The sequence below is a fragment of the Sphingomonas sp. BK481 genome (genome assembly GCF_014194875.1).
Classification (GTDB): Bacteria; Pseudomonadota; Alphaproteobacteria; order Sphingomonadales; family Sphingomonadaceae; genus Sphingomonas; species Sphingomonas aerolata.
In genome coordinates this window covers 694,812-710,275 of the sequence record NZ_JACIAP010000001.1, presented here as the reverse complement: position 1 = coordinate 710,275, position 15,464 = coordinate 694,812, and the positions used below count along the sequence as shown (strand labels likewise).

Annotated in this window: 17 protein-coding genes; 12 read left to right on the top strand and 5 right to left on the bottom strand. The window is 68.7% G+C overall.

The annotated features are described in order from the left end of the window. The first annotated feature begins 36 nt into the window (after positions 1–36). Genes FHY04_RS03400 through FHY04_RS03390 form a run of 3 tightly spaced genes read left to right on the top strand, consistent with a single transcriptional unit; the run spans position 37 to position 2,071 of the window. A complete protein-coding gene (locus FHY04_RS03400; RefSeq protein ID WP_221211597.1) occupies positions 37–909 on the top strand; it encodes an SDR family oxidoreductase in 873 nt (290 codons plus the stop codon). Beyond that, positions 906–1,118 carry a hypothetical protein gene (locus FHY04_RS03395; protein WP_183935358.1) on the top strand — a complete coding sequence of 71 codons (213 nt, stop codon included), beginning with the start codon at positions 906–908 and terminating at the stop codon, positions 1,116–1,118. The genes FHY04_RS03400 and FHY04_RS03395 overlap by 4 nt, the downstream gene beginning before the upstream one ends. Before the next feature lie 38 nt (positions 1,119–1,156). After that, a complete protein-coding gene (locus FHY04_RS03390) occupies positions 1,157–2,071 on the top strand; it encodes a hypothetical protein (protein WP_183935357.1) in 915 nt (304 codons plus the stop codon). Positions 2,072–2,095: 24 nt separating this feature from the next. On the opposite strand, the gene FHY04_RS03385 is transcribed toward FHY04_RS03390, so the two are convergent. After that, complete coding sequence (locus tag FHY04_RS03385) at positions 2,096–2,902, bottom strand: universal stress protein (RefSeq protein ID WP_183935356.1); 807 nt, start codon at positions 2,900–2,902, stop codon at positions 2,096–2,098. Between the two features lie 56 nt (positions 2,903–2,958). Further along, the gene (locus FHY04_RS03380; protein WP_183935355.1) at positions 2,959–3,441 is read right to left on the bottom strand and encodes a potassium channel family protein; all 483 of its coding nucleotides are present in this window, start codon (positions 3,439–3,441) and stop codon (positions 2,959–2,961) included. A gap of 132 nt (positions 3,442–3,573) precedes the next feature. On the opposite strand from FHY04_RS03380, the gene FHY04_RS03375 reads away from it, so the two are divergent. Continuing rightward, a complete protein-coding gene (locus tag FHY04_RS03375) occupies positions 3,574–4,146 on the top strand; it encodes a cytochrome b (RefSeq protein ID WP_183935354.1) in 573 nt (190 codons plus the stop codon). Between the two features lie 16 nt (positions 4,147–4,162). Here FHY04_RS03375 and FHY04_RS03370 read toward each other — a convergent pair whose 3' ends face one another. The 3 genes from FHY04_RS03370 to FHY04_RS03360 are packed head-to-tail and all read right to left on the bottom strand — an operon-like array spanning position 4,163 to position 6,926. Further along, positions 4,163–4,711, bottom strand: coding sequence for a RidA family protein (locus FHY04_RS03370; RefSeq protein WP_183935353.1), 549 nt, complete (start codon positions 4,709–4,711; stop codon positions 4,163–4,165). Between the two features lie 35 nt (positions 4,712–4,746). Then, positions 4,747–5,328 (bottom strand): GNAT family N-acetyltransferase, encoded by a 582-nt coding sequence (locus tag FHY04_RS03365; protein WP_236701859.1) that lies wholly within the window; start codon positions 5,326–5,328, stop codon positions 4,747–4,749. Next, positions 5,325–6,926, bottom strand: a complete 1,602-nt coding sequence (locus FHY04_RS03360) for a flavin monoamine oxidase family protein (RefSeq protein ID WP_311723482.1) — start codon at positions 6,924–6,926, stop codon at positions 5,325–5,327. Before FHY04_RS03360 ends, FHY04_RS03365 begins: the two co-directional genes overlap by 4 nt. Positions 6,927–7,306: 380 nt before the next feature. On the opposite strand from FHY04_RS03360, the gene FHY04_RS03355 reads away from it, so the two are divergent. The 8 genes from FHY04_RS03355 (at position 7,307) to accD (ending at position 15,390) form a co-directional block, all read left to right on the top strand. Beyond that, positions 7,307–8,002, top strand: a complete 696-nt coding sequence (locus tag FHY04_RS03355) for an endonuclease/exonuclease/phosphatase family protein (protein WP_183935352.1) — start codon at positions 7,307–7,309, stop codon at positions 8,000–8,002. A 63-nt stretch (positions 8,003–8,065) separates the two neighbouring features. Next, positions 8,066–10,354: a patatin-like protein gene (locus FHY04_RS03350; protein ID WP_183935351.1), complete on the top strand. Its 2,289-nt coding sequence runs from the start codon at positions 8,066–8,068 to the stop codon at positions 10,352–10,354. A gap of 110 nt (positions 10,355–10,464) precedes the next feature. Continuing rightward, positions 10,465–10,845, top strand: coding sequence for a LapA family protein (locus tag FHY04_RS03345; protein WP_183935350.1), 381 nt, complete (start codon positions 10,465–10,467; stop codon positions 10,843–10,845). Further along, a complete protein-coding gene (gene pyrF, locus FHY04_RS03340; RefSeq protein WP_183935349.1) occupies positions 10,845–11,519 on the top strand; it encodes an orotidine-5'-phosphate decarboxylase in 675 nt (224 codons plus the stop codon). The genes FHY04_RS03345 and pyrF overlap by 1 nt, the downstream gene beginning before the upstream one ends. Before the next feature lie 174 nt (positions 11,520–11,693). Next, positions 11,694–12,329, top strand: coding sequence for a phosphoribosylanthranilate isomerase (locus tag FHY04_RS03335; RefSeq protein ID WP_183935348.1), 636 nt, complete (start codon positions 11,694–11,696; stop codon positions 12,327–12,329). 159 nt (positions 12,330–12,488) lie between these two features. After that, positions 12,489–13,718, top strand: a complete 1,230-nt coding sequence (gene trpB, locus FHY04_RS03330; RefSeq protein ID WP_183935347.1) for a tryptophan synthase subunit beta — start codon at positions 12,489–12,491, stop codon at positions 13,716–13,718. Then, a complete protein-coding gene (gene trpA, locus FHY04_RS03325; RefSeq protein WP_031441223.1) occupies positions 13,715–14,542 on the top strand; it encodes a tryptophan synthase subunit alpha in 828 nt (275 codons plus the stop codon). The genes trpB and trpA overlap by 4 nt, the downstream gene beginning before the upstream one ends. After that, positions 14,539–15,390 (top strand): acetyl-CoA carboxylase, carboxyltransferase subunit beta, encoded by an 852-nt coding sequence (accD, locus tag FHY04_RS03320; RefSeq protein ID WP_031395022.1) that lies wholly within the window; start codon positions 14,539–14,541, stop codon positions 15,388–15,390. Before trpA ends, accD begins: the two co-directional genes overlap by 4 nt. Positions 15,391–15,464 lie beyond the last annotated feature (74 nt).

The window sequence follows — 15,464 nt, the reverse complement described above, 5'->3', positions numbered from 1 at the left end:
CATATCCCCCCTAAACTACACCCAGGACACGAGATTATGAGCGATCCCCGCAGCAGCGCCCCCACGTCCTTTCCGAACGAACCGCAGCAGCCGAGCCCCGGTCTCGAGGTCGAGATGCGCACCAAGCCCGATCATGGCGAGGACAGCTATGTCGGCAAGGGGCTGCTGAAAGACCGCGTCGCTCTGATCACCGGCGGCGATTCGGGCATCGGTCGCGCGGTCGCGATCGCCTATGCGCGCGAAGGCGCCGACGTCGCGATCTCCTATCTCGCCGAGGAACAGGCCGATGCCGACGAGACCAAGGCCTGGGTCGAGAAGGCCGGCCGCCGCTGCATCCAGCTGCCCGGCGACATTCGCGACCGCGATCACTGCGCGGCGCTGGTCGAGCGCACCGTCGCGGATCTCGGCAAGCTTGACATCCTCGTCAACAACGCCGCCGCGCAGACGATGAACGAAACGCTCGACGATATCGACGACGACGAGATGCAGGATGCGTTCTCCGCCAATGTCTTCGCGATGATCCGCCTTGCCAAGGCAGCGGTGCCGCACATGAAGCCGGGCGCCGCGATCGTGAATTCGACCAGCGTACAGGCGAAGATCGCGACCGAGAACATGATCGTCTATTCGACCACCAAGGGCGCGATCGCGAGCCTGACGATCGGACTGTCCAACCTGCTCGCCCCCAAGGGCATCCGCGTCAACTGCGTCGCGCCCGGCCCTGTCTGGACGCCGATCCAGCCGATCGCCAAGGGCGGTGACGAGCTCGAGACGCTCGGCCAGAACACGCCGCTTGGCCGCGCGGGCCAGCCGGGCGAGCTCGCCCCGGCCTATGTCCTGCTCGCCTCGGACGAGGGCAGCTACATGTCGGGCGCGCTGCTGCCGGTGACGGGCGGCATGCCGATGCTGTGAGCGCCCGCCCCGCGCTGCACTTTGTCGGGTTTCGCGGCGACGAATACAGCGCCGCGCTGCGCATCTTCGGCCCGCCGGATTTCATCCATATCGGATGGGACCGGTGGGCCCGGCAGGAGGTGATGCCGGGCGACATCGCCGTCTTCGCACGCGGCACCGCCGACGACGAACCGTCATTCTACAGCGTCCCCGATCTCCGCGAGCGCTGACGCTGCTCCCCCGATTTCTCCAGAACAAAGATCCTTCCATGTCAGACCCCAGCGTCACGACCGACTATTCCGCGCGCGATTCGCGGATCGCGATCAACACCTTCACGACGGTGCTGCGCCGACCGCAGGTCCCGCACGAGGTCTTCGCGACCTATTGGCGCGACGTTCACGGACCGCTCTGCTCGCGCATTCCCGGGCTCGGCTGGTACGTCCAGATGCATCTCGATCGCGCGCAGGACGCGCATCTCTGGCCGGCGATCGACGGGATCGCGCCGTTCGACGACTATGTGCTCGATGGCGGGGTCGAGATCGGCTTTGCCAGCGCCGCGGATCAGGAGATTTTCAACGCCGCCTGCCCGATCCTGTTCGCCGACGAACAGAACATGTTCGCCGCGACCGTCGCCTATGCGCTGCCGCAGGGCTCGCGGACGCTGGTCGACCGGATCGCCAATCCGGTGCCCAATGGCGGGGAGAGCATCGACCGGCTGCACGTCCATTTCGGGATCGGCGACATCGATGCCGCCGGGTTTGCGGGCTTCATGACGCAGTTCGCCGAGACGCTCGCTGCCGACCCCGCGGTGCTGAAGCTGCGGCTGCATCTGCCCGAGCGCTACGACAATGCGGACCCCGCGCCGCCCGCGCCCGACGTCGCGCACAGCGTGCCGCCCGAGCGTGAACAGGTCGCGATCCTCGAATTCGCCTTCGAGACGCCGATGACCCGCCGCCGCTTCTTCGCCTCGGACCGCTTCACCGCCACGATCGACGGACAGAAGGCGCATATCGGCCATGTCGCGGCGTTCGCGGTCAGCGGGGTCTATACCTATGTCCGCGACGGCGAGCTGACCGTCGCGGGCCTGCGCGGCAGCCGCCCTGCGCAGCTGATCGAGCGGCTGGGCGCCGCCAACCAGGTGCAGGACGACGTCCGCAAGCTGCTGCTGACCGGGGCGCTCTGACCGCCAGCCCCCGACTATTGGGCGTCAGTGCGCGAGGAAGACGGGGATCGGGCTGCTGGTCAGCATGGTCCGCGTCACCCCGTCGAACAGCGCTTCGGTAAAGCGCAGATGCCCGAACCCGCCCATCACGACATAGCCGTACTGCCCGCTCGCGGCGGCGGCGAGCAGCTGTTTGGGCGCGCCGCCGGGCTGGACCTCGATCCGGCGGATGACGGGGTGGATGTCGTAGCGCGACAGATAGGTGGCGGCGTCCTCGATCGGCGACGCCATCGCCCCGTCGTCGACCGAGAACAGCGTGACCTGGTCGGCGAGCCTGAGCATCGGCACCGCCGCGCGCAGCGCCGCCGCAGCGCAGGGCGACCCGTCCCATGCAACCAGTGCGGTCGCCAGATCGATCCCCCGGGACTCGCCCGGCACCGCGAGCACCGGCTTGCCCGACTTGACGATCAGCTCGCTCGCGGTGCGGCGCATGTCGATCACCGACGAGTTTTCGAGCCGGCGGTTGAGGACGATGACGTCGGCGAGCGCCGCGGCGCGGACGATGCACGCCGCCGCCTCCCCGGTCGCATCGACCCAGTTCCACGCGACATCCTCGCGCGCGAACCGAGCCTCGAGCGTCACCTTGTTGGCGCGCTCGCGCGTCGTTTCGTCGGCCAGCACCGCCGCCATCGCATAGCCGGCCTCGCTATAGTCGTTGCCCAGGATCGGCGGGATATAGGTCACGTCGAGACAGGTGATATGCCCCGTCAGCGCACGCCCGAGATCGAGCGCGGCCTGGAGCCGGGCCTCCTGGCCCTCGTCGTCATGCGCCAGCACCAGAATGTTTTTCATCGGACGCCTTTCGGGTTGGATACAGCGCTATTGCTAGGCTGCCCGGCGGGCGCGTGTTATTGCGGTTTATACGGATCCGCCCCGGGTTGCGGGGTCGCGGGCCGCTCGGTGAACTCGCGCTCGACGATCGTGATGCGCGCGACCATCGCGACGAAGAAGGCGGTCGACCAGCCGAGCAGGATCACGCCATTGGCGCCTTCGATCGCGCCGACGATCCGCCACGATTCCCCGAGCAGCACGTCGCCATACCCGATCGTCGTATAGGTCGCGGTGGAGAAATACAGCGCGGTGCCGAAATCGGCGAGCGCGCCGGTCCCGCTGTACAGCAGCGCATAGGCCCAGATCTCGATCCCGTGGACCACGAACAGCGCGGTCGCGGCGCCGACGATCCCGATCACGTCATGCCAGCGCCGCCGCACCCCGGTCCTGCGCCCCTGCCGCCGGATCACCAGCAACAGCCCGGCCAGCCCGGCAAGATGGACCAGGATGGTGGCCAGCACCATGCCCGTCGCCACCGCGAGCTGGACGAAGAGGTTCATCGGCCCAGCGTAGGGCGGCCGCCTGCGGTTTCCCATGCGGGTATCTACCTAGACCGGCCCCGGTGCAGGCGGGATGAACACTGTACGCCGATGGCGGCGCGGCGTAGAACCGGACGACCGGGGAGACAGCAGATGACGGCACGACGCGATGGCGCACGGCGCTACAATTTGGGCGCGATCGCGTTCCACTGGATCATCGCAGCGCTGGTCTTCATCCAGCTCTATGTCGGCTGGACCTTTGCCGACATGCCGCGCGGCGACCTGCGCACCGGCTGGTTCGACTGGCACAAGACGCTCGGCTTCACGATCCTGCTGCTCAGCATCGCCCGGCTGATCTGGCGGATCGCCAATCCGCCGCCGCCCTTCCCCGCTGCACTCCAGACCTGGGAACGCGTGCTCGCCCGCGCCAACCACGCGGTGTTCTACATCATCCTGATCGGCCTGCCCGCGACCGGGTGGATGTATCTGTCGACGGGCAAGCCCGCGCTGACCAGCAGCACCACCTCGCTCATCGGCGGCTTGAGCTGGCCGTTCATCCCCGGCCTGCCGCGCGGCGCGCATGAGGGGTTCGAAGAGGCGCACGGCCTGCTCGTCTGGCTGACCTGCGCGCTGCTCGTCCTGCATGTCGGCGCCGCGCTGAAGCACCAGTTCGTCGACCGTATCGGCAACCGGATGCTGCCGTCGGGGGCGCGGGGCGACAGCTGACCGCCGCCCCGCCGCCTCAGCGGCGCGGCATCCGTGCCGCGGTCGCCTCGATCTCGACGAGGTAATTGGGGCCTGCGAGTGCTGCGACCTGCACCGTCGACCGCGCGACCGTATTGGGGTTGTCCGCGCTCCCGAAGAACTGCTTGAAGCCGTCGTTCATGCCGGCAAAGTCCATCTTGCCGTCGCCGCGCTTCGGATCCGCGGTAACGAACACCGTCAGCTTGTAGACATCGGCCATCGTATAGCCATGCTCGGCCAGGATCGCCTTGATCTTCGTGAAAATGCTGACCGTCTGCGTCCTGGTGTCGCCGAACGACTCGACGCCGGTGACCGGTTTCGACGGATCGATCGGCGCGGCGAGCTGCCCCGACAGCACCAGCGTTTCCGCACCGGCGGGGATCGTCACGCTCTGCAGGATCAGCGACGGCCCCGGCCCCGGATTGGCGTGGCGGACGATCTGCGCGGAGGCCGAAGTCGCAAGCATCGTCGCCGCGGCGATGCTCACCCCCAGACCGGCACGGGTCAGTCTGCGCGAGACGCGGTTCACGATCGGTCGCACTGGCATGGTCGTCTCTCCCAAAAATTCGGTGGTCCCGCGCGTCAGGACGCGTCGGGGGTGTGAAGCGCTTTGGTCATCGGCACGAACGGAACCGCGATCCCGTCCGCGTCGACGGTGATCCCGGGCTCCGCGACGAAGCCGTGGCTTTCGTAGAAGGGAACCCCCGACAACGTCGCCATCAGCGCAAGCTTGTCGAAGCCCGCCTTCCGCGCGGCAGCCTCGCTCGCCGCCATGATCGCCGATCCCACCCCGCGCCGCGCAAAGCCGGGGGCGGTGAACATCGCACGGATCCGCGCCGCATCCTGCCCCGGTACCAGCAGAGCGGCGGACCGGTCGGCATAGCGGTCGCCGCCGAACAGCGTGGCGAAGCGGCTCCACCCGCCGCACCCCGCCAGCGCGCCGTCGATCTCCGCGACCAGATAGCTGCCGTCGTCGACCAGATCGGTATCGACCCCGAAGATCGTCCGGATCGCACTCGCCAGCGCGTCGGGCGCGTAGAAGCCCTGCCCCAAAGTTGCCGCCGACGTCGCGATCAGCTGCTCCAGCGCGGGGACATCCTCCCGCCGTGCCGCCCGGATCGTCACCCCGCCCGTCGTCGTCCCGCTCATTATCACGCCGATCACGCCGCCACCCGGTCCGGCCGCGCACCCAGATCAGCCCGCTGCAGCCCCGCGATCGCGGCGATCGCGTGATGCGCGGACTGGACCGCGCCTTCCTGCCATCCCGGCGTCTGGCTCAGCGCGGCGCTGGCAAAGACGGTGCGGCCCGCGGGCTGGCACAACAGACGATAGCCTTCGGTATCGATATCACCCTCCTGATGTCCCGCCATCCCGACGAACCAGTTCGGCCACGGCCCCAGGCTGTACGGAATCTTGTTCCAGTTCACCGCGACGCCGTTGACCAGATCCTTGCCGTGCCCCGGGTGCAGCCGCTCGACCGCCGCGCGCGCCCGCTCGACCTGGTCGGCGATCGGCAGCTTCGCAAAGCCCTCCGCCCGCTCCCCCGAGGTGTAGCAGGCCAGCAGCATCCCGCGCGGACTGAACAGACCCGCGCTCGGATACCAGATCAGCGACGTCTCGCCGCCGACGAACGAGATGCCGCCATAGATCTGGTCCTGTTCCCAGAAGCGCGGCGAATCGAATGCGACTTTGTTCGAATGGTCGTACACCACGCCAGCAATCGCCTGCGCGACGGGCTTGGCGAAGTCGCAGTCGACCTTGGCGAGCACCGGAAAGGGAATCGTGCAGACCGAGAAATCGGCGCGCGCGATCCGGCCCGCGCCCGTCTTGGTATCGCGCCAGGCGATCTCGACGCCATCGGGGCGGTTGCGAATCCGCGTCACGTCCGCGCCGCGCACCACCTTGCGGGTCAGCGCGCGCTCGAACCCCGCGGGGATCCGGTCCATCCCGCCGACCGGCTGGAACATCGTCGCCTGCATATAGACATTGTCCTCGAACAGCATCGCCGGCAGCTGTTCGTTGGCGAGCAGCCGGTCGAGCGGCATCGGCGCGGGCGGTCGTGCGAAGACGCCGACGCCCGCATCGGGAAACGCCTGGAACCCCGATCGCAACGTCCCTGCGAAATGCCCCGTCGCGTCGAGATCGCCGTACGTCTTGAGGAACGGCAGCAGCGCCTGCTTGTCCGCCGCGCTCAGGCTCTGGTCGAGCGCGCCCTGGTTCACCGCCTTCATCAGCAGTTCGGCGACATGCCCGCGCGTGTCGTTGATCGCGGTGCGCATCCGCACCTTGTCGCCCTTCTGCCCCATCAGGAAGGCGCTGCGGCTCGAATTGATCTCGACCTCGAGCGGAACGCCGAGCTTGCCGCAATAGCCGAGGATGCGGTGGTGGAAGCTCGGCAGCCGCGCCGGCCCGGCATTGAAATAGGCGCCGTCGGAGAAGCGCGCGACCTGGTCCGCCTCACCGTCCATCACGATCCGGTCGCCGTCGCGCACCGTCCAGTTACGCCCGCCGACCCGGTCGCGCGCCTCGAGCACGGTGACGTCGAACCCCGCCTGCTGCAGTTCATAGGCGGCGACCAGCCCGGCGATGCCCGCCCCCAGCACGATCACCGACCGCCCCTTGCCAAAGCCGGCGGGCAGATCGGGCATCGGCGCCGCCGCCGCGACATTGCCCGCGATCCCCAGCGCCTCCATCGCGCCGAAGGTCGCGGCCGCGCCGCCCGCCATGCCGATATGCTGTAGGATCGATCGCCGCGTGATCATCTGTGAGTCCGCCCCGTTTGCGCGGCATGGCCGCGCGTCCCCTGGAAAGTCGCTCACCTTCGCGTCGTCCGTCCTGTTGGCTCGGATCCGCGGCACACTCCCCCGGCGACCGGCGCGTTGCCCGCACCAGCTCGTTATCGTTCGTCCCTGCGTTTTGTTATGACCCCATGACACCCCAATTGAATCGATCGCGCAAGCAGTTTTTGTCCTGTTTCGCGCGCATCCCGGTGCTATTGTTGCGCGCAAGGAGATTGCTGTATTCCAATCCATCGAACCGCCGCCGCGCGGTGCCGGTCCGTCCAACATGCACGGCGCAGGCCGGGGCAATCGGCAGAGCCCGCGGCAACCCGCACCCGCCATCCCGCGTTAAGCCCGCGCACATGATCAAGGTCGCCAGCTATAATATCCACAAGGGCATCGGTCTCGACCGCCGCCGGAACCCCGAACGCGTGGTCGAGGTGCTGCGTGAGATCGACGCCGACGTCATCGCGCTGCAGGAGGCGGATCGCCGGTTCGGCACACGCGCCTGCGTGCTGCCCTATCACCTGCTCGAGGAGCATAGCGACTGGAAGCCGATCCCCGTCAGCCTCAGTGCGCTCAGCATGGGGTGGCACGGCAATGTCGTGCTGGTGCGCAAGTCGGCGGTGATCGTCGACAGCGAGGCGATCCACCTGCCCTCGCTCGAGCCGCGCGGCGCGGTGATGGCCGACGTGCGGACCGCGGGCGGGATGATCCGCGTCGTCGGCATGCATCTCGACCTGTCGGGGCTGTGGCGACGGCGTCAGGCGGCGGCGGTGCTCGCGCATGTCGACGCCTGTGCGACCCGACACCCTACCGTGCTGATGGGCGATCTCAACGAATGGAGCGCGGGGTCGGGCTGCCTGCGCGACTTCGGCCGCGACTTCGCGTTTGCCGATACCGGCGCGAGCTTCCATTCGCGCCGCGCGATCGCCCGGCTCGACCGGATCATGGCGTCGCGCGACCTGCGCATCGCCACCTGCGGCGTGCACAGCAGCCCCGCCGCGCGCAAGGCGTCGGATCACTTGCCGATCTGGGCAACGCTGGAACCCGCATGACGCGGACCGGCGCCGTCAGCCCCCCTGTACGCAAACTTCGCTGCCCGGTCGGGGGCTGAGAAGGTGCGCGAGAAGGAACTTCGCCTCGCGCTGGTCTGCTATGGCGGGATCAGCCTGGCCGTCTACATGCACGGCATCACCAAGGAGATCTGGCATCTCGTCCGCGCGAGCCACGGCCATCATGCCGGTGGCGACCGCGGGACCGGCAGTCAGGCGGTGTACCGCGACCTGCTCGACGAGATCGAGGCGCAGGGTGCGCTCAAGGTCCGCGTGCTCGCCGACATCATTGCCGGTGCCAGCGCGGGCGGGATCAACGGCATCTTCCTCGCCCAGGCGATCGCGACCGGGCAGAGCCTCGATCCGCTCACCGATCTCTGGCTGAGCTCGGCCGATGTCGAGGCGCTGATCGATCCCCATGCCGCGCCGCATTCGCGCTTCTCGAAGGCCTGGGCCCTGCCGCTCGCCTGGATGGCGGCGGGGCGCAGCGCGGACAAGGTCCAGACGCTCGACGACACGACGCGCGAGGAGGTGAAGGCCAAGCTGTCGCATTTCGTCCGCTCGCGCTGGTTCGAGCCCCCGTTCGGCGGCGCGACCTTTACCGGGCTGCTGCTCGACGCGTTCGACGCGATGGCCGCCAGCGAGCGCGGGCCGCGACTGTTGCCGCCGGGCCAGCCGCTCGACCTGTTCGTGACGGTGACCGATTTCACCGGCCATCCCGAACGGCTCAAACTCAATTCGCCGCCCGAGGTGGTCGAGACCGAGCACCGCGTCGTCGTCGACTTTTCCGATCATGGCGCGCCGACCGACAGCCTGGCGAACATCCCCGAACTCGCCTTTGCCGCACGCGCGACCTCGAGCTTTCCGGGTGCCTTCCCACCGTTCATGGTCGCCGAGCTCGACGGCGTGCTCGCCGATCGCAAGACGTCCTGGGCGGCGCGCGATGCCTTCCTCAAGCGCATCCTGCCCCGCCAGTCGGCGACCAACGGCGCGGATCAGGTCGTGCTGATCGACGGGTCGGTGCTCGCCAACGCGCCGTTCCGCCCCGCGATCGACGCGCTGAAGGAACGCCCCGCGCGCCGCCAGATCGACCGCCGCTTCGTCTATATCGATCCGTCGCCGGGGATGAAGTTCCGCCTCCCGCCACAGAATGGCACGCCCGGCTTCTTCCAGACGATCATCGGCGCGATCAGCGAATTGCCGCGCCAGCAGCCGATCCGCGACAATCTCGACGCGATCGCCGCGCGCTCGGCGCAGATCGACCGGATGCGCGCGATCATCGATGCGATCCGCCCCGATGTCGAGGCGGAGGTCGAGCAGCTGTTCGGGCATACGCTGTTCCTCAACAGCCCGACCGCGGCGCGGCTCGCCAACTGGCGTGCGCGTGCGCAGAAGGCCGCGGCGGCCAGCGCGGGCTATGGCTATGCCGCCTATGGCCATCTGAAGGTCGCAGGCGTGGTCGAGACGCTGACCTCGCTGCTGTTCCATGCCGGCGGCGAACCCGGGCCGCAGCGCTGGGACCGGATCCGCGCGGCGATCGCGACCGCGGTGACGGCGAGCGGCGCCGAGGAGATCGGCGCGGCGCATGGCGGCGGCGCGAGCCCCGCGACGATCGCGTTCCTGCGACGCTTCGATCTCGGCTTCCGGATCCGCCGGCTGCGCCTGATGGCACGCCGCCTGACGGTGCTCGAGGCCGAGGTCGAGGAGGTCGCACTCGCGCCGATCCGCGACGCGATCTATGCGTCGCTGTCGGACTATCTCGAATGCCAGCGGACCGATGCGCATGCCGCGCTGCGCCGCGAGGTCCGCACGCTGCGCGACGACGCGAAGCCGCTGCTCGACGCATTGGCCGCCTCGCTCGACCTCAACCGCCGCGACGCCGAGACCGATGTACGGCTCGCGGAGGCGTTCGTCGCGCTCGACCGGCCGGTGCGCCGCTCGATGCTGCTCGCCTATCTCGGCTTCCCCTATTTCGACACCGCGACACTGCCGCTGCTGCAGGGTGAGGGGCTCGACGAATTCGATCCCATCAAGGTCGACCGGATCGCCCCCGACGACGCGGTCGCGATTCGCTCGGGCGGGGCGGAGGCGACGCTGAAAGGGATCCAGTTCAACAGCTTCGGTGCGTTCTTCAGCCGCGCCTACCGGGAGAACGACTATCTCTGGGGCCGGCTGCACGGTGCCGAACGGATGATCGACATCACCGTCTCGACGTTGCCCCCGTCGGTGCGGATGAAGCCGGGGCGCGTCGCCGCGATCAAGCGCGCCGCGTTCCTCGCCATCCTCGACGAGGAGGAGGAACGGCTGACCGCGGTGCCCGGCCTGTTCGCGGATCTGCGCCGCGAGATCGGCTGAAACGCACCGTTCGTGACCGCAGGCCCGGTCCGGAACGGGGTTAAGTTGGCGCAAGGCTGGCCAAAAGCGGACGGCGGCTTTACCCCCGGGCGGATGCAAGGGGATAAGTCATGCAGTTCCTGAAGATCCTGTTCTGGTGCCTGCTGGCGTTCATCGCCGCAGTCTTCACCATCGCCAACTGGGCGACCGTGCCGATCCGGCTCTGGGGCGGCCTGATCGCCGACGTGAATCTGCCGATGCTGTTGCTGGTCACGTTCCTGATCGGGTTCCTGCCGACCTTGCTCTACAATCTCGCGATGCGCTGGCGCCTGCGTCAGCGGCTCGCGACCGCGGAGCGGACGATCCTCGATCTGCGCGCCGCGCAGGCCGTGCCGCCGGTGGCCTATCCGACACCGTCCTACCCGACCCCGTCCTACACCGAGGAACCGGCCATCGCGCCGACCATCCCGCCCGCCGCCGCGCCGACCGCGGTTCCGCCAGGAGTCGCGTGATGAGCAGCCCGATCTATGTCGCGATCGACACCCCCGATCTGGCCCGCGCCAGGGCGATCGCCGGGCGCGTCCGCCACCATGTCGGCGGGATCAAGCTCGGTCTCGAATTCTTCTGCGCGCACGGCCAGCCCGGCGTGCATGCGATGGCCGAGTTCGAGCTGCCGATCTTCCTCGACCTCAAGCTGCACGACATTCCCAATACCGTCGCCAAGGCGGTGCAGGCACTCGGCGGGCTCGCCCCCGCGATCCTGACCGTCCATGCCAGCGGCGGCCGCGCGATGCTCGAGGATGCGAAGGCCGCCGCGCCGGTCGGGACCAAGGTCATCGCGGTGACGATGCTGACCAGCCTCGATGCCGCCGATCTCACCGCCACCGGGATCACCGGCAGCGCGCATGACCATGTCGCACGGCTGACCGAACTGGCGCGCGACTCCGGGGTCGACGGCATCGTCTGCTCGGGCGCCGAAGTCGCCGCGGCCAAGGCGATCTGGCCCAGGGGGTTCTTCGTCGTGCCCGGCGTCCGCCCGCCCGACGGCCATGTCGGCGACCAGAAGCGCGTCGTCACCCCGCGCGCGGCGCTCGACGCCGGCGCCTCGATCCTCGTGGTCGGTCGCCCGATCACCCAGGCCGAAGACCCCGACACCGCCGCCCGCGCGATCGCCGCGACGCTCTGACCCCCACCGTCCACCGTCGTTCTGACCCTCTACCCCCGTCATCCTGACGAAAGTCAGGATCCAGAGTAAAAAACGCTGGCGGCCGTGGCTCTGGATCCTGACGTTCGTCAGGATGACGGACGGTTTGCGGGACAGGTTCACGCCGCCTCCGCCGAAAGGCACCGAAGGAACACCATGACTACCGCCAAGATTTGCGGCCTCTCGACCCCCGCGACGCTCGACGCCGCGATCCGGCACGGGGCGAGCCATGTCGGCTTCGTCTCCTTCCCCGCCTCGCCGCGCCACGTGACCTTCGACAAGGCCGCCGAACTCGCCGCGCGCGTGCCCGGCCATGTCGCCAAAGTCGGCGTGTTCGTCGATCCCGAGGACGAGATGCTCGAACAGGCGATCGCATCCGCGGCCCTCGACGTGCTGCAGCTCCACAAGGTCACGCCCGCACGCGCCGCCGCGATCCGCGCGCGGTTCGGGATCGAGCTATGGGTCGCCGTCGGGGTGCGCACGCGCGGCGATCTCGACGGTGCGCACACGTTCGTCGGTGTCGCCGATCGCATCCTCTACGACGCGAAAACCCCCGATTCGGCCGCGCTGCCCGGCGGGATGGGGCTGCGCTTCGACTGGGACCTGCTCGACGGGTTCCGGCATCCGCTGCGCTGGGCGCTGTCGGGCGGGCTCGACCCGGCGAATGTCGCCGAGGCGATCCGCAGGACCGGCGCCGAACTGGTCGACGTGTCCTCGGGGGTGGAGAGCGAACCCGGCACGAAGGACGAAGCCAGGATCGCGGCATTTCTGAAGGCAGTCGCTGCGCTCTAGCACCACCCCGGCGAAGGCCGGGGCCCAGTTGGGGACGGTGCATTGCCGGGTCCTGCCCGTCACCACGACCTTCCCGACTGGACCCCGGCCTTCGCCGGGGTGGTGCGTATCAGAAACGCTAGGGGTGACAGCGTTTTCCGAAATGCTAAAGCGCTCCGCATGAACGCTCCCAATTCCTACCGCGCCCAGCCCGACGAACGCGGCCATTTCGGCGATTTCGGCGGCCGTTACGTCGCCGAGACGCTGATGCCGCTCGTCCTCGAACTCGACGAGGCGTACCGCGCCGCCAAGGCCGACCCTGCGTTCAAGGCGCAGTTCGACGACCTGCTCGAACATTATGTCGGCCGCCCGAGCCCGCTCTACTACGCCGAACGCCTCACCGAGGCCCTGCGCGAGTCCGCTCCCGAGGGCATGGGCGCGCAGATCTGGTTCAAGCGCGACGAGCTCAACCACACCGGCGCGCACAAGATCAACAACTGCATCGGCCAGATCCTGCTCGCGATCCGGATGGGCAAGACGCGGATCATCGCGGAGACCGGCGCGGGCCAGCACGGCGTTGCGACCGCGACCGTCTGCGCGCGCTTCGGCCTGCCTTGCGTGATCTACATGGGCGCCAAGGACGTCGAGCGTCAGGCGCCCAACGTGTTCCGCATGAAGCTGCTCGGCGCCGAGGTCCGCCCCGTCACCAGCGGCGCGCACACGCTGAAGGACGCGATGAACGAGGGGATGCGTGACTGGGTCGCCAACGTCCACGACACCTTCTACATCATCGGCACCGCGGCCGGCCCGCATCCCTATCCGGAGATGGTCCGCGATTTCCAGAGCGTGATCGGCACCGAGGCGCGCGCGCAGATGCTTGACCGCGTCGGCCGCCTGCCCGACCTGCTCGTCGCCGCGATCGGTGGCGGATCGAACGCGATCGGGCTGTTCCACCCGTTCCTCGACGATGCCGATGTCGCGATGCTCGGCGTCGAGGCGGCGGGCCACGGGCTCGACAAGCAGCATGCGGCGAGTCTTGCGGGCGGCTTCCCCGGCGTGCTCCACGGCAACAAGACCTATCTGCTGCAGGACGAGGACGGCCAGATCACCGAGGCGCATTCGATCTCGGCGGGGCTCGACTATCCGGGCATCGGCCCCGAGCATGCCTGGCTGCGCGACATCGGCCGCGTCGACTATGACAGCGCGACCGATCAGGAGGCGCTCGACGCGTTCCAGCTGCTCTGCCGGACCGAGGGCATCATCCCCGCGCTCGAACCATCGCATGCCATCGCCACAGTGACCAGGAAGGCGCGCACGATGCGGCAGGACCAGATCATCCTGGCGAACCTGTGCGGCCGCGGCGACAAGGACATCTTCACCGTCGCCGAAGCGCTCGGGGTGGCGATTTGAGCCGCCTCGCCGCCACCTTCGCGCGTACCGCGGCCGAGAACCGCGCCGCGCTCGTCGCGTTCGTCACCGCGGGCGATCCCTCGACCGCCGCGACGCCGGCGATCCTCGATGCGCTCGTCGCGGGCGGCGCCGATGCGATAGAGCTCGGCATGCCGTTCACCGATCCGATGGCCGATGGCCCCGCGATCCAGGCCGCCAATATCCGCAGCCTCGCGCAGGGGACGCGCACCGCGGACATTCTCGCGATCGCCACCGCCTTCCGCGCGCGCCATCCCGAGACGCCGCTGGTGCTGATGGGCTATGGCAACCCGATGCTGCGGCGCGGCGCGGACTGGTTCGCGCAGGCCGCGGCGGCGGCGGGGGTCGACGGCGTGATCTGCGTCGACGTACCGCCCGAGGAGGATGATGCGCTTGGGCCCCAGCTGCGCGCCGCCGGGATCGACCTGATCCGCCTCGCCACCCCGACCACCGACGCGGCGCGGCTGCCGACCGTGCTCGATGGTGCGAGCGGGTTCCTCTATTACGTCTCGGTCGCGGGCATCACCGGGCTGCAACAGGCGCAGCAATCCTCGATCGAGGACGCGGTCGCGCGGCTGAAATCGCAGACCGACATCCCGGTCGCGGTCGGCTTCGGCATCCGCACGCCCGAACAGGCGGCGAACGTCGCGCGCGTCGCCGACGGCGTCGTGGTCGGCTCGGCGATCGTCGAGCTGGTCGCCCAGCACGGCACCGCTGCCGCGGAACCCGTCCGCGCCTATATCACGTCTCTCGCCGATGCCGTCGCGTCGGCCCGAAAGGAAATTCGCATGGAGATCGGGGCATGAGCTGGCTCAACAGCGTCCGCAACGTCCTGCCGTTCGTCGCCAAGCGCGAGACGCCCGAAAATCTCTGGCACAAGTGCAAGGGCTGCGGGCAGATGGTCTTCACCAAGGAGCTGGAGGAAAATCTCCACGTCTGCCCGAAATGCGACCATCACGACCGCATCGGCCCGAAGATCCGCTTCGCGCAGCTATTCGACGAAGGCAGCTGCAGCGAGCTGCCCGCGCCGCCGGTGCCCGAGGATCCGCTCAAGTTCCGCGACCAGAAGCGCTACACCGATCGCCTGAAGGCCGCACGGACCGACAACAGCGAGCGTGACGCGCTCGTCAATGCCCGCGGTGCGATCGACGGCCACCGCGTCGTCGTCGGCGTGCAGGATTTCGGCTTCATGGGCGGATCGATGGGCCTCGCGGTCGGCGAAGCCTTCGTCCGCGGCGTTGAGGCGGCGATCGAGGACCGCGTGCCCTATGTGATCTTCACCGCCAGCGGCGGCGCACGCATGCAGGAGGGTATCCTCAGCCTGATGCAGATGCCGCGCAGCACCGTCGCGATCCAGATGCTCCACGACGCCGGCCTGCCCTATATCGTCGTGCTGACCGATCCGACCTCGGGCGGCGTGATGGCGGCCTATGCGATGCTCGGCGACGTCCAGATCGCCGAACCCAAGGCGACACTAGCGTTCACCGGCCGCCGCGTGATCGAGAGCACGATCCGCGAGAAGCTGCCCGAGGATTTCCAGACGTCGGAATATTATCTCGAACACGGGATGATCGACATGGTCGTCCACCGGAAAGACCTGCGCGAACAGCTCGGCACCGTCATCGGCTATCTGAGCGCCCGCGAAGCGGCGTAACCTACCCCCTCTCCCCTCGGGGGAGAGGGTCGGGGTGAGGGGCAGCCCAGCACTGCTGCGCCCGGAACCGCCCC

Bases quoted from the DNA above. Each gene is read 5' to 3' on its own strand.
- pyrF (WP_183935349.1), top strand. From the start codon at position 10,845: ATGAGCAGCCCGATCTATGTCGCGATCGACACCCCCGATCTGGCCCGC.
- FHY04_RS03375 (WP_183935354.1), top strand. From the start codon at position 3,574: ATGACGGCACGACGCGATGGCGCACGGCGCTACAATTTGGGCGCGATC.
- FHY04_RS03360 (WP_311723482.1), bottom strand. From the start codon at position 6,926: ATGATCACGCGGCGATCGATCCTACAGCATATCGGCATGGCGGGCGGC.
- FHY04_RS03370 (WP_183935353.1), bottom strand. From the start codon at position 4,711: ATGCCAGTGCGACCGATCGTGAACCGCGTCTCGCGCAGACTGACCCGT.
- FHY04_RS03345 (WP_183935350.1), top strand. From the start codon at position 10,465: ATGCAGTTCCTGAAGATCCTGTTCTGGTGCCTGCTGGCGTTCATCGCC.
- accD (WP_031395022.1), top strand. From the start codon at position 14,539: ATGAGCTGGCTCAACAGCGTCCGCAACGTCCTGCCGTTCGTCGCCAAG.
- FHY04_RS03385 (WP_183935356.1), bottom strand. From the start codon at position 2,902: ATGAAAAACATTCTGGTGCTGGCGCATGACGACGAGGGCCAGGAGGCC.
- FHY04_RS03335 (WP_183935348.1), top strand. From the start codon at position 11,694: ATGACTACCGCCAAGATTTGCGGCCTCTCGACCCCCGCGACGCTCGAC.
- FHY04_RS03400 (WP_221211597.1), top strand. From the start codon at position 37: ATGAGCGATCCCCGCAGCAGCGCCCCCACGTCCTTTCCGAACGAACCG.
- FHY04_RS03380 (WP_183935355.1), bottom strand. From the start codon at position 3,441: ATGAACCTCTTCGTCCAGCTCGCGGTGGCGACGGGCATGGTGCTGGCC.
- trpB (WP_183935347.1), top strand. From the start codon at position 12,489: ATGAACGCTCCCAATTCCTACCGCGCCCAGCCCGACGAACGCGGCCAT.
- FHY04_RS03390 (WP_183935357.1), top strand. From the start codon at position 1,157: ATGTCAGACCCCAGCGTCACGACCGACTATTCCGCGCGCGATTCGCGG.
- FHY04_RS03355 (WP_183935352.1), top strand. From the start codon at position 7,307: ATGATCAAGGTCGCCAGCTATAATATCCACAAGGGCATCGGTCTCGAC.